The 12,937-nt window shown below is 69.8% G+C and carries 11 protein-coding genes; 5 read left to right on the top strand and 6 right to left on the bottom strand.

Going from position 1 to position 12,937, the window contains the following annotated elements:
* Nucleotides 1–109: 109 nt before the first annotated feature.
* The gene (locus ACWDA7_RS43805) at nt 110–1,816 is read right to left on the bottom strand and encodes a glycerol-3-phosphate dehydrogenase/oxidase (RefSeq protein WP_450612587.1); all 1,707 of its coding nucleotides are present in this window, start codon (nt 1,814–1,816) and stop codon (nt 110–112) included.
* A gap of 259 nt (nt 1,817–2,075) precedes the next feature.
* On the opposite strand from ACWDA7_RS43805, the gene ACWDA7_RS43800 reads away from it, so the two are divergent.
* On the top strand, nt 2,076–3,284 hold the full coding sequence (locus tag ACWDA7_RS43800; RefSeq protein WP_450612585.1) for a nucleotide sugar dehydrogenase: 1,209 nt from the start codon (nt 2,076–2,078) through the stop codon (nt 3,282–3,284).
* Between the two features lie 794 nt (nt 3,285–4,078).
* Here ACWDA7_RS43800 and ACWDA7_RS43795 read toward each other — a convergent pair.
* The 4 genes from ACWDA7_RS43795 to ACWDA7_RS43780 all read right to left on the bottom strand — a co-directional run bounded on the left by ACWDA7_RS43795 (nt 4,079) and on the right by ACWDA7_RS43780 (nt 8,556).
* Nucleotides 4,079–5,203: a GuaB3 family IMP dehydrogenase-related protein gene (locus tag ACWDA7_RS43795; protein ID WP_450612583.1), complete on the bottom strand. Its 1,125-nt coding sequence runs from the start codon at nt 5,201–5,203 to the stop codon at nt 4,079–4,081.
* A 148-nt stretch (nt 5,204–5,351) separates the two neighbouring features.
* Complete coding sequence (gene guaB / locus ACWDA7_RS43790; RefSeq protein WP_450612581.1) at nt 5,352–6,857, bottom strand: IMP dehydrogenase; 1,506 nt, start codon at nt 6,855–6,857, stop codon at nt 5,352–5,354.
* A 254-nt stretch (nt 6,858–7,111) separates the two neighbouring features.
* A complete protein-coding gene (locus ACWDA7_RS43785; protein ID WP_030571403.1) occupies nt 7,112–7,687 on the bottom strand; it encodes a sigma-70 family RNA polymerase sigma factor in 576 nt (191 codons plus the stop codon).
* Between the two features lie 257 nt (nt 7,688–7,944).
* Nucleotides 7,945–8,556 carry a response regulator transcription factor gene (locus ACWDA7_RS43780; protein WP_003948568.1) on the bottom strand — a complete coding sequence of 204 codons (612 nt, stop codon included), beginning with the start codon at nt 8,554–8,556 and terminating at the stop codon, nt 7,945–7,947.
* 381 nt (nt 8,557–8,937) lie between these two features.
* On the opposite strand from ACWDA7_RS43780, the gene ACWDA7_RS43775 reads away from it, so the two are divergent.
* On the top strand, nt 8,938–9,270 hold the full coding sequence (locus ACWDA7_RS43775; protein WP_310765088.1) for a WhiB family transcriptional regulator: 333 nt from the start codon (nt 8,938–8,940) through the stop codon (nt 9,268–9,270).
* 164 nt (nt 9,271–9,434) lie between these two features.
* Here ACWDA7_RS43775 and ACWDA7_RS43770 read toward each other — a convergent pair whose 3' ends face one another.
* A complete protein-coding gene (locus ACWDA7_RS43770) occupies nt 9,435–10,331 on the bottom strand; it encodes a LysR family transcriptional regulator (RefSeq protein ID WP_450612578.1) in 897 nt (298 codons plus the stop codon).
* Between the two features lie 80 nt (nt 10,332–10,411).
* On the opposite strand from ACWDA7_RS43770, the gene ACWDA7_RS43765 reads away from it, so the two are divergent.
* From ACWDA7_RS43765 to ACWDA7_RS43755, 3 genes are all read left to right on the top strand, one after another.
* Nucleotides 10,412–11,086 carry an MOSC domain-containing protein gene (locus ACWDA7_RS43765; protein ID WP_450612576.1) on the top strand — a complete coding sequence of 225 codons (675 nt, stop codon included), beginning with the start codon at nt 10,412–10,414 and terminating at the stop codon, nt 11,084–11,086.
* An 88-nt stretch (nt 11,087–11,174) separates the two neighbouring features.
* Complete coding sequence (locus ACWDA7_RS43760) at nt 11,175–11,948, top strand: SDR family NAD(P)-dependent oxidoreductase (protein WP_450612574.1); 774 nt, start codon at nt 11,175–11,177, stop codon at nt 11,946–11,948.
* Nucleotides 11,949–12,064: 116 nt separating this feature from the next.
* Complete coding sequence (locus ACWDA7_RS43755) at nt 12,065–12,772, top strand: ester cyclase (RefSeq protein ID WP_450612573.1); 708 nt, start codon at nt 12,065–12,067, stop codon at nt 12,770–12,772.
* Nucleotides 12,773–12,937: the final 165 nt, after the last annotated feature.

The raw sequence follows: 12,937 nt of genomic DNA, 5'->3' as shown, positions 1-12,937 counted from the left end.
TGCGGTACAAGGCCCACGTCGAAACAGCCGGCTGCACGGACAAGCGCCGCCCAGCCGCGCCAGCTCCGCACAGACACCGGACGGGCATCACAGCATTACGTGATGACTCTTAGAGCGGCACTATGTCCGGCGCGCCCAGCCTCGCCGCATCCGCGGTCAGATCGTCGGGCTGGCGCTGCGACTCCCGCTCCGCCTGCACCCGCTTCTCGTAGTGCTCGACCTCGCGCTCGATCTGGTCCGCGTCCCAGCCGAGCACCGGCGCCATCAACTCGGCCGCCTCCCGGGCGCTGCGCGTGCCGCGGTCGAACGTCTCGATCGAGATGCGCGTCCGCCGGGTCAGCGCGTCGTCCAGGTGCCGCGCGCCCTCGTGCGAGGCCGCGTAGACGACCTCGGCCCGCAGGTAGTCGTCGGCCGCCCGGAGCGGTTCGCCGAGCGAAGGGTCGCCCACGATCAGGTCGAGCACCTCCTCCGCCAACGACCCGTAGCGGTTCAGCAGGTGTTCCACCCGCACCACGTGCAGCCCGGTGCGGGCCGCTATGCGCGCCCGCGCGTTCCACAGCGCCCGGTATCCCTCGGCGCCCAGCAGCGGCACGTCCTCGGTGACACACTCGGCGACCCGCCGGTCGAGGCCGTGCACCACCTCGTCGACGGCGTCCTTGGCCATCACCCGGTACGTCGTGTACTTGCCGCCCGCCACGACCACGAGACCGGGCGCCGCATGCGCCACTATGTGCTCACGGGACAGCTTGCTGGTGGCGTCGGACTCCCCGGCGAGCAGGGGCCTCAGGCCCGCGTACACGCCCTCGACGTCGTCGCGCGAGAGGGGCACGGCGAGGACCGAGTTCACGTGCTCCAGCAGGTAGTCGATGTCCGCGCTGGAGGCGGCGGGGTGCGCCTTGTCGAGGTTCCATTCGGTGTCGGTCGTCCCGATGATCCAGTGCCGACCCCACGGGATGACGAAGAGGACGGACTTCTCGGTCCGCAGGATCAGGCCCGTCGACGAGTGGATCCGGTCCTTCGGCACGACCAGGTGGATGCCCTTGGACGCCCGGACGTGGAACTGGCCCCGCTCGCCCACCATCGCCTGGGTGTCGTCGGTCCACGGCCCGGTGGCGTTGACGATCTGCTGGGCGCGGATCTCGTAGTCCCCGCCGCCCTCCACGTCCTGCACCCGGGCGCCGACGACACGCTCGCCCTCGCGCAGGAAGCCCGTCACCCGGGCGCGGTTGGCGACCTTCGCGCCGTACCACGCGGCCGTGCGCACCAAGTTGGCCACATAGCGGGCGTCGTCCATCTGCGCGTCGTAATACTGCAATGCACCGACCAGCGCGTCCTTCTTCAGGCAGGGAGCGATGCGCAGGGCATGACGGTGGGTCAAATGACGGTGCACGGGAAGTCCACGGCCGTGGCTGCGGGCCATCGACATGGCGTCGTAGAGCGCGACGCCCGAGCCCGCGTACAGCCGCTCCCAGCCCTTGTGCTGCAGCGGATACAGGAAGGGCACCGGCTTCACGAGGTGCGGTGCCAGACGCTCCAGCAGCAGCCCCCGCTCCTTCAGTGCCTCGCGGACGAGCGCGAAGTCGAGCATCTCCAGATAGCGCAGACCGCCGTGTATCAGCTTGCTGGACCTGCTGGAGGTGCCGGACGCCCAGTCACGGGCCTCCACCAGGCCCGTGGACAGACCACGGGTCGCCGCGTCCAGCGCGGTGCCCGCGCCGACCACGCCTCCGCCCACCACCAGCACGTCCAGCTCGCGCTCGGTCATCGCCGCCAGTGATTCGGCGCGCTGCGCCGGTCCCAGTGTCCCTGTCCTCACCGCTGCCTCCCGGTCAGTCGCGCTGGCCACACCTTTCCGGCGAAGCCCGGTTCGTCTCCCCTATTCCCAAAGTCTGACCGGGATGCCCGACTTCGGCCACCACGCACTCGCAGCCTGTGGACAACACTCGCGGAAATTCGCCCAATCAATCCCGCAAGTAGGTCATATTTACTCCTAGTGTGACATTGCGCTCGCTCTTTCTGTCCACAGAACTTGCGCACCTGTCCCGCTTCGGCTACTGGGAAGGACGGCCCACTCCATGCCCGCAGATCTCGCCGTCATCGGACTCGGTCATCTCGGCCTGCCCCTGGCCCAGGCCGCCGTCGCGGCCGGCGTCTCGACCCTCGGGTACCGGACGGGACCCGAGGCCGGTCCCCTCACCGCCGCCGAACTGCGCCGGATGCTCGCCCGGGGCTTCCGGCCCACCACCAACCCCGCCGAACTCGGCCGCGTCCGCACCGCCGTCATCTGCGCCCCCGTCCCGCGCGGGGCCGACGGCGCGCTCGACCTCACCCAGGTCAAGGCCGCCGCCCTCATCCTCGCCGAACGGCTGCGCCCGCACACCACCGTGATCCTGGAGTCACCGGTGCCCCCCGGCACGACGGAGAATTTCCTGCGCCCCCTCCTGGAAGAACGATCCGGTCTGCGCGCGGGCCGCGATTTCCACCTCGCCTACTCGCCCAGCCGCGTCGACCCCGGCAACCGCGCCTTCGCCGCCGCCAACACCCCCAAGGTCATCGGCGGCCTCACCCCGGCCTGCACCGAGTCCGCGGCCACCTTCTACGGGCGCCTCACCGACAAGGTGGTACGCGCGCGTGGACCCCGCGAGGCGGAGACCGTACAGGTCCTGGAGACGAACTACCGACAGGTCAACATCGCCCTGGTCAACGAAATGGCGGTCCTGTGCCACGACTTGGGCGTCGACCTCTGGGACGTCGTCCGCTGCGCGGAGACCAAGCCGTTCGGCTTCCAGGCCTTCCGTCCCGGCCCGGGTGTCGGCGGCCACGCCGTCCCCCAGGACCTGGCGGGCCTGACCGGGCGCAGCCTCCGCATGGTCGAACTGGCTGAGCAGGTGAACGGCAACATGCCCCGGTACGTCGTCCAGCGTGCCGCGACCCTCCTGAACGAGCACGGCAAGTCGGCCCGCGGCGCCCGCGTCCTGCTGCTGGGCGTCACCTACAAGCCGGAAGTCGCCGACCAGCAGGGCTCACCCGCGCACGAGATCGCGCTGCGTCTGATGCAACTGGGGGCGTCCGTCAGCTACCACGACCCGCACGTCCCCGCGTGGAGCGTCCTCGACCGCCCGATCCCGCGCGCGGACTCCCTCTACGAGGCGGCTGCGGGCGCCGACCTGACGATCCTGCTCCAGCACCACCGCACGTACGACCTGCAGGGCCTGTCGGTGAAGGCGCAGCTGCTGCTGGACACACGGGGCGCCACGCCTACTGGGGCGGCGCACAGGTTGTGAAGGGGGCGCATGGGACGGCCTGGCCTCCGGGGCCGGGGGCGTACGGGGCGGCCGCGCCGCTACCGTACGAGCAGGTGGAGCCCACCGCAGCGGGTACTGCGGCAGGCTCATCAGTTGGATTAGCGAAGCGTAGTGAGCCTGTGGCAGAGTGTGACGCGCATGCCTGGCGCTCAGGCGACGTCGGGCACCCTCCTCGGTCGGGTCTTGCGGCCCGGTCGACCAGCGTCCGGAGGGACGTGCCACGCGGGCTGGCGGCTCCGGTCGTTCAGTACCAGGGCACGAAGGCGATTGGCTCCCAAGGCTGAGCAACGCTCAGGCTCGCTAAGCCAATCAGAGACGCTCCTGAACGATGAGCGGAGTGTCCACCCCTATTCTCTCTAGGGGTGACCGCTCACCATCCGACACATCCGCAAGATCCACCTCCTCCGGCACTTCACCGTCCCCAGACGGATCCGATCCCAGCGGGTGGGCTTGCGGTGACGGCCCATGGGCACGCCCCCTTCCATGACACCGCCCAGTACCCGGTGGACGGTCCATCGGAGTTCGGGCCGGGCTCCGACGGCCGGGGTCCGGAACCTTGTCCTTGGAAGGGGGCGCCCCAGAGAACGAGGTCGCCGGACACGGACACTATCGGCTCGCAACGGCCGTCCGACGCGCATTCACCCCGAAGGCAACCGTGCGCCCTCGTATCGCAAAGAGCGCCCCTACCTGGGCACTTGGACACACGAAGGGGCCCGTTCACCCATCGGGGTGAACGGGCCCCTTCGTCCGCTCAAGCCGCGCGCAGCGTCACATCACCGCCGGTGCTGCGAGTCCGCCACCGTCACCTCGACCCGCTGGAACTCCTTCAGCTCGCTGTAGCCGGTGGTGGCCATCGCGCGACGCAGGGCGCCGAAGAAGTTCATCGAACCGTCCGGAGTGTGCGAGGGGCCCGTGAGGACCTCCTCGATCGTGCCGACCGTGCCGAGGTCGACCTTCATGCCCCGCGGGAGTTCGTCGTTGACGGCCTCCATGCCCCAGTGGTGGCCCCTGCCTGGCGCGTCCGTGGCGCGGGCGAGAGGGGAGCCCATCATCACGGCGTCGGCGCCGCAGGCGATCGCCTTCGGCAGGTCGCCGGACCAGCCGACGCCGCCGTCCGCGATCACGTGTACGTACCTGCCGCCGGACTCGTCCATGTAGTCGCGGCGGGCCGCCGCGACGTCCGCGACCGCCGTGGCCATCGGGACCTGAATGCCCAGCACATTGCGCGTGGTGTGCGCGGCGCCGCCGCCGAAGCCGACCAGCACGCCGGCCGCGCCGGTGCGCATCAGGTGCAGGGCGGCGGTGTAGGTGGCGCAGCCGCCGACGATGACCGGGACGTCGAGCTCGTAGATGAACTGCTTCAGGTTCAGCGGCTCGTGCGAGTGGGAGACGTGCTCCGCCGACACCGTGGTGCCGCGGATGACGAAGATGTCCACGCCCGCGTCCACGACGGCCTTGGAGAACTGGGCCGTGCGCTGCGGGGAGAGTGCGGCCGCGGTGACAACGCCCGAGTCGCGCACCTCCTTGATGCGCTGCCCGATCAGTTCCTCCTTGATGGGGGCCGCGTAGACCTCCTGGAGGCGGCGGGTCGCGGCTTCGGCGGGCAGCCCGGCGATCTCGTCGAGGAGCGGCTGCGGGTCCTCGTACCGCGTCCACAGACCCTCGAGGTTCAGCACGCCGAGGCCGCCGAGCTCGCCGATGCGGATGGCGGTGGCCGGCGAGACGACCGAGTCCATGGGGGCGGCCAGGAAGGGCAGCTCGAAGCGGTAGGCGTCGATCTGCCAGGCGATCGAGACCTCCTTCGGGTCCCGCGTACGGCGGCTGGGGACGACGGCGATGTCGTCGAAGGCGTACGCCCGGCGGCCGCGCTTGCCGCGCCCGATCTCGATCTCAGTCACGTCTGTGGCCTTTCCCTGATGCGTTTCAGCGTCTTCCAGTATCGCCGACCGCTGTGCCGGGGGGCGCCCGGACGCACGTCGAGGGCGGCCCCGGAACCTCCGGGACCGCCCTTGGACGAGCTTTCCGCGCGGTTCACGCGCGCGTGGATCACTTCCCGCTGTAGTTCGGCGCCTCGACCGTCATCTGGATGTCGTGCGGGTGGCTCTCCTTCAGGCCCGCGGACGTGATCCGGACGAACTGGCCCTTCGCCTGGAGCTCGGGGACCGTCCTGCCGCCGACGTAGAACATGGACTGGCGCAGACCGCCGACCAGCTGGTGGACGACCGAGGCGAGCGGGCCGCGGTAGGGCACCTGGCCCTCGATGCCCTCGGGGATCAGCTCGTCGTCGGAGGCGATGCGCTCCTGGAAGTAGCGGTCCTTGGAGAAGGACTTGCGGTCGCCACGGGACTGCATGGCGCCGAGGGAGCCCATGCCGCGGTAGGACTTGAACTGCTTGCCGTTGATGAAGAGCAGTTCGCCCGGCGACTCCTCGCAGCCCGCGAGCAGCGAGCCAAGCATCACCGTGTCGGCGCCCGCGACCAGGGCCTTCGCGATGTCACCCGAGTACTGCAGACCGCCGTCGCCGATGACCGGGATACCGGCCTCCCGGGCGGCGAGCGACGCCTCGTAGATGGCGGTCACCTGGGGTACGCCGATGCCGGCGACCACGCGGGTCGTGCAGATGGAGCCCGGGCCGACACCGACCTTGATGCCGTCGACGCCGGCGTCGATGAGCGCCTGGGCGCCCTCGCGGGTGGCGATGTTGCCGCCGATGATGTCGACGCCCGAGAAGTTCGACTTGATCTTGGCGACCATGTCGCCGACCAGCCGGGAGTGGCCGTGCGCGGTGTCGACGACGATGAAGTCGGCGCCCGCCTCGATCAGGGCCTGGGCGCGCTCGAACGAGTCGCCCGCGACGCCCACCGCGGCGCCGACGATGAGACGGCCCTCGGCGTCCTTCGCGGCGTTCGGGTACTGCTCGGCCTTCACGAAGTCCTTGACCGTGATCAGACCCTTGAGAATGCCCGCCTCGTCGACCAGCGGAAGCTTCTCGATCTTGTGGCGGCGCAGCAGCTGCATCGCCTCGGTGCCGGAGATGCCGACGTGGCCGGTGACCAGGGGCATCGGGGTCATGACCTCGTGCACCTGGCGGGAGCGGTCGTTCTCGAAGGCCATGTCGCGGTTGGTGACGATGCCGAGCAGCTTGCCGGCGCCGTCGGTGACCGGGACACCGCTGATGCGGAACTTGCCGCACAGGGCGTCCGCCTCGGCGAGCGTGGCGTCCGGGTGGATGGTGATCGGATTGGCCACCATGCCGGACTCGGAGCGCTTGACCAGGTCGACCTGGTTGGCCTGGTCCTCTATCGACAGGTTGCGGTGCAGTACGCCGACGCCACCCTGGCGGGCCATCGCGATCGCCATGCGCGACTCGGTCACCTTGTCCATGGCGGCGGACAGAAGCGGGATGTTGACCCGGACGTTCTTGGAGACGTACGAGGTGGTGTCGATCTCGTCGGGCGCCATGTCGGACGCGCCCGGCAGCAGCAGCACGTCGTCGTAGGTCAGCCCGAGTGTCGCGAATTTCTCGGGCACTCCGTCGACGTTGGCAGTCATGACACCTTCCCCAAATGGCCTTGATCGGTGCGGATGTCCATGCTAACGGGAAGCACGGGCGTCTCATTCCACAGTTTGCGATGCCCCCCGGCTTCATGTGTTCGTACGAAAAGGAGGTTCCGCCTGTTCATATGAGGGCCGGTGGACGAGTCGCCGTGGCCGGCCCGGCGCGGGCACGGAACCCGGAACCACCGGGACGGCAGCGCGCGAACGCGCCGACGCCGCTGATCGCCCCGGCCGGCGGCAGGACGCGCCTACTGCTCCGCGAGCGCCCGCAGTCTGCTCAGGGCCCGGTGCTGGGCCACCCTGACCGCGCCCGGTGACATTCCCAACATCTGACCCGTTTCCTCCGCGGTCAAGCCCACCGCGATCCGGAGCAGCAGCAGCTCTCGCTGGTTCTCCGGGAGGTTGGCCAGGAGTTTCTTGGCCCATTCGGCATCGCTGCTGAGCAGCGCCCGCTCCTCGGGCCCCAGGGAGTCGTCCGGGCGCTCCGGCATCTCGTCCGACGGGACCGCCGTCGAGCCGGGGTGCCGCATCGCCGCGCGCTGCAGATCCGCGACCTTGTGCGCGGCGATCGCGAAGACGAACGCCTCGAAGGGCCGCCCGGTGTCCTTGTAGCGCGGCAGGGCGAGGAGGACGGCGACGCAGACCTCCTGCGCCAGGTCCTCGACGAAGTGCCGGGCGTCGCCAGGCAGTCGGGACAGACGGGTACGGCAGTAGCGCAACGCCAACGGGTGAACGCGGGCGAGCAGGTCATGGGTCGCCTGCTCGTCGCCGTCGACGGCACGATGGACGAGCGCACCGATCACCGTTGTCTCGTCGTCGCGCATCGGTCCATGGTGCCTTGGCGTAGTCCGGTCCGTGGCACCGCGTCCATAGTTGTGCACCGAAGCGTTATGAGCAGGTGCGCCGGAACTCATCTCCTGCGCCCTCCCCTTCCGCTCGATCGACTCGTCCCCGAGGAACTCCACACCTCCAAGGATGCGGCATCCGCGGCGAAACGAGCAGCGGGCACCCGGCGGGCCCCGTTGCCAACCCCGCCCACCGTGCGGTAGGCGGGGATCCGCGTAGCCCCGCGACGACCCACTTAGCGGACCAGGCCCCACCGGAAGCCGAGCGCCACGGCGTGCGCGCGGTCGGAGGCGCCGAGCTTCTTGAACAGCCGCCGGGCGTGCGTCTTCACGGTGTCCTCGGAGAGGAACAGCTCACGGCCGATCTCCGCGTTGGAGCGGCCGTGGCTCATGCCCTCGAGGACCTGGATCTCGCGCGCGGTGAGCGTGGGCGCGGCACCCATCTCGGCCGAGCGCAGCCGCCGCGGGGCGAGCCGCCAGGTCGGGTCGGCGAGGGCCTGCGTGACGGTCGCCCGCAGTTCGGCGCGCGAGGCGTCCTTGTGCAGATAGCCGCGGGCGCCGGCGGCCACCGCGAGCGCGACACCGTCGAGGTCCTCGGCGACGGTGAGCATGATGATGCGCGCACCGGGGTCGGCGGACAGCAGGCGCCGTACGGTCTCGACGCCGCCCAGACCGGGCATGCGTACGTCCATCAGAATCAGGTCCGAACGGTCGGCCCCCCAGCGGCGGAGGACTTCCTCGCCGTTGGCCGCCGTCGTCACGCGCTCGACACCGGGCACGGTCGCCACCGCGCGGCGGAGCGCCTCTCGGGCAAGCGGGGAGTCGTCGCAGACGAGGACGGATGTCATGACCGCCCTCCGCAGCTGATGCGCGTCACCTTAAGCCTCCAGGCTGGTACGAATCGTCACCTGTGCGGTCGACGCCCTCGGACGCCTGCCCGAGCGCTTGTTCTTTCAACCGCCTCCGCACTCTCAACGATGGTCACTCGAAAGAGTTACGGTGCAGCAAGCCATCTTGGGCACTGTACGTGAGGGTCCGGACACAGTGCATACATGCGCGGCGGGCTCTCGAACTTTCATCACAACCTATGCCCCATTTAGCCGCTTTTCTTCCCGTTTGCTGGTGTCTGGAGCTAGATTCGCAATGAGTCATATTTTCATCTCCTAAGATCGTCGCTGTACGGTCAAAGACTCAGATATCCGCCTAGAACGGCAACAAGGGGACACGCAATGGCAGATTTCTCCCGCCTTCCCGGTCCGAACGCGGATCTGTGGGACTGGCAGCTCCATGCGGCCTGCCGTGGGGTCGACAGCTCGCTCTTCTTCCATCCGGAGGGCGAACGCGGCGCGGCCCGGAGCGCTCGCGAGAACTCGGCCAAAGAGGTCTGTATGAGGTGCCCCGTACGCGCGGAGTGCGCGGCCCACGCACTGGCGGTGCGCGAGCCGTACGGCGTGTGGGGCGGACTGACCGAGGACGAACGAGAAGAGCTCATGGGACGAGCACGGAACCGGCTGGTACCCGCGTCCACGAGTAGCGGGGGCAGCGCCGCCTCGAACAACTGAAGGAACGTTTCTTCACCACGGGCACGCATGTGTGTGCCCTTTTTGGGGTGGGCAGCACACCACAGAGGGTCGCTCGGGGGTGTGAACAGGGGGACGGCTTCGGGGGTCGGCAGAAGCCAGGGGGTTCGGGCCGGTAGAACCGCCCAAGATCGGGCTCCGGTGACCTATCGCGCGGCCGCTCGCGCCAGTTCTTCCAGCGTCGCTTCCACCGCCGGCACATGCGCCAGGTCGGGCAGGGTGAGTGCGACGATCTCCCGCCGCACCGCAGGCTCCAGCGTGACCGGGCGGGCACTCCTCGGCCGTACGGACTCGATGGCGAGCTGCGGCAGCACCGCCACGCCGAGACCGGCGCCGACCAGGCCCACCACCGCCGGATAGTCGTCCGTCGCGAAGTCGATACGGGGCGTGAAGCCCGCGCTCTCGCACGCCTCCACCAGCTGACCCCGGCAGCGCGGGCACCCCGCGATCCAGGACTCCCCGGCGAGCTCGCCGATGGCCACCGACTCCGCGCCGGCCAGCCGGTGCGCGGCGGGGACGAGGCCGACGAGCCGGTCGACGAGCAGGGGACGGACCACCAGGTCGTCCCACTCCTCGGCGCCGGCCGCCCCTTCGTAGCGGAACGCGAGGGCGATGTCGCAGTCCCCCGCACGCAGCTTCTCCACCGACTCCGGCGGTTCGGCCTCCTCGAGGGAGACCCGTGTGCCGGGGTGCGCGGCGCGCAGTGCGGCGAGAGCGGTGGGGACCAATGTGGAGCTGCCGCTCGGGAAGGAGACGAGGCGGACACGGCCGGCCCGCAGACCGGCGATGGCGGCGACCTCCTCCTCTGCGGCGGTCAGCCCCGCGAGGACGCCGGCCGCATGCCGCACCAGCGCCTCACCGGCCTGGGTCAGGCGCATCTCGCGGCCGGTGCGGACCAGCAGCGGCGTACCGACCGACGCCTCGAGCGCCTTCATCTGCTGGCTGACCGCGGGCTGGGTGCAGCCCAGTTCGCGGCCGGCCGCCGAGAAGGAGCCGGTGGCGGCGACGGCGCGCAGCACACGGAGATGTCGGGCCTCGATCACGTCGTGAGCATAAGCGAATCTTGGGTACCGTGACGAATATTGCGTCGCTGCTTTGACCTTCGGTCGCCTACCGTGCCGGCATGAAGCTTCTGTCACTGAACGTGGGCCGGCCCGTAGCCGTCGACTACACCGACCAGGCGGAGGGACTCACCGGCATCGACAAGCGGCCGGTGGACGGACCGGTGCGGGTGGCCGCGCCCGGACCCAAGGGGACCGGCGCGAGCGGGGTGGCGGGGGACGCGGTATGCGATCTGCGGCACCACGGCGGCGACGACCAGGCGGTGTACGCGTTCGCACGCGAGGACCTGGACGCCTGGGAGCGCGAGCTGGGCCGCGCGCTGCCGAGCGGCTCCTTCGGCGAGAACCTCACCACGGTGGGCCTCGACGTGTCCGGCGCGCGCATCGGCGAGCGCTGGCGCATCGGGTCCGACCTGGTCCTGGAGGTCACCTCCGGGCGTATACCGTGCCGCACCTTCCAGGCACATCTGGGCGAGCGCGGCTGGGTCAAGCGGTTCACGCACCAAGGAGCGCCCGGCGCGTACCTGCGCGTGATCGAACCGGGTGAGATCCGGGGCGGAGACCCCGTCACGATCGTGCACCGCCCCGATCACGATGTGACGGTGGCCCTCCAGTTCCGTGCGTCCACCACGGAACGGCATCTCCTGCCCCGGCTGCTGACGGCGGGTGACGCGCTGCACACGGAGGTCGTGGTCGCTGCACGTCAGTACGCCCTGAAGCACCCCGCGGAGAAGTAGCCCTGGCTCGCGAAGGCGGGCCGCGGAGCCTTGGCGATGCCCGGTCCGGGAGGCGGACTCGGTCGTTCCGGGTCACTATCGTTGGCCCATGACAACGGCTCTGATTACGGGTTCGACCGCGGGCATCGGCGCCGCGTTCGCACGGCGGCTGGCCGCCGACGGCCATGACCTCGTCCTGGTGGCACGCGACACCAAGCGACTGGGGGAACAGGCGACCGAGTTGCACGACCGGCACGGCATCGAGGCGAAGGTGCTGACCGCCGACCTGGCCACCGACGAGGGCATCGAGGCGGTGGCCACGCGTCTGTCCGATCTCAAGAACCCCGTCGACCTGCTCGTGAACAACGCGGGCTTCGGCAACAAGGGCCGTTATCTCGAAGTGCCGATGGCGGACGAGTTGCGGATGCTCAAGGTGCACTGCGAGGCGGTGCTGCGGCTGACGAGCGCGGCGGCGGAGTCGATGCGCACCCGCGGCCGCGGCGGGGTCGTCAATGTGGCCTCGGTGGCGGCGTTCGTCCCGCGCGGCACGTACGGCGCGTCCAAGGCGTGGGTCGTGCAGTTCACCCAGGGCGCGGCGCGTGATCTGGCCGGGTCGGGCGTACGGCTGATGGCACTGTGCCCGGGATTCGTCCGTACAGAGTTCCACGAGCGCGCCGGAATGGGCACGGACAACATCCCGGGCTGGATGTGGCTGCACGCGGACAATGTGGTCACCACCGCCCTCGCGGACCTGGCCCGGGGCAGGACGGTCTCCATCCCCGACCCCCGGTACAAGGCGCTGATGAGCGTGGTGAAGGTGACGCCGCGCGCGCTGCTGGGCGGGATCAGCTCGCGGACGGGACGCAAGTACGGACCGCAGTAGTGCCCCGTCGGCACAGCGGGCGGCCCGGGTACGGGTCGCGGCAGGACGGGTGACGCCGCCCCTCGGGTGGGAAACTGGGCGTATCTGCCGGACCCAGGGGGGCCGGAGGCGGCGTCATGACATTTGTGCAGCTCATCGACTGCAAGACCAGCCGGTTCGACGAGATGAACCAGCTCGTGGACACATGGCTCGAGCAGACCGGCGGGAAGCGGAGCGCGAGACACAGTCTGATCGGCAAGGACAGGTCCGACGCCTCGCACTTCGTGGAGATCGTGGAGTTCCCCTCGTACGAGTACGCGATGCGGACCTCCCGCCTTCCGGAGACCGATCAGATCTTCCGTGACATGACCGCCCTCTGCGACGGGATGCCCACCTTCACGGATCTGGACGTGGTGCAGGACGAGCAGCTGTACGCGGCCACCGTACGGCGGTTCTTCGAGGTCATCGCGACCAAGGGCGACCTGCCGCCACTGGACGGGCTGCTCACCGAGCACTACCACGACCACGATCCCGCCAACGAGCAGGACACCCTCGGCATGGACGCGATGCGCCGTGAGATACGGATGTGGCGGGACGGCTTCGACTTCGCGTTCACCATCGAGGACCAGATCGCCGCAGGCGAGCAGGTGTGCACCCGGTGGACCTGGAACGCCCGGCACACCGGCGAGTTCCTCGGAATCCCGCCCACGGGCAAGGATGTCACCATGACCGGTACGACCGTCTTCCGGTGCGGAGCCGACGGGAAGATCGTGGAGGGCTGGTGGCAGTACGACCGGCTGGGGTTGATGGAACAGCTGGGGGCGCTGGACGCGCTGGAGACCTAAGAGTCATCCCGTGATGGGATGCCGTCCGACCAGTTCCTGTTCGGGTGCGCCGCCTGTGGGGGGTGCGTTCCCTACTGGGGCGGCTGTTCCGACGTGGGCCTTGTGCCGCTTGCGCGCGGGTCGGGTCTCATTCGGGGTGGGCCGGTACCGGTCGGTGGTGTTTTG

It is taken from the genome of Streptomyces sp. NPDC001156 (assembly GCF_053598275.1).
Note: the sequence above shows the minus strand (reverse complement) of the source record. Positions and strands in the feature narration are given on the sequence as shown.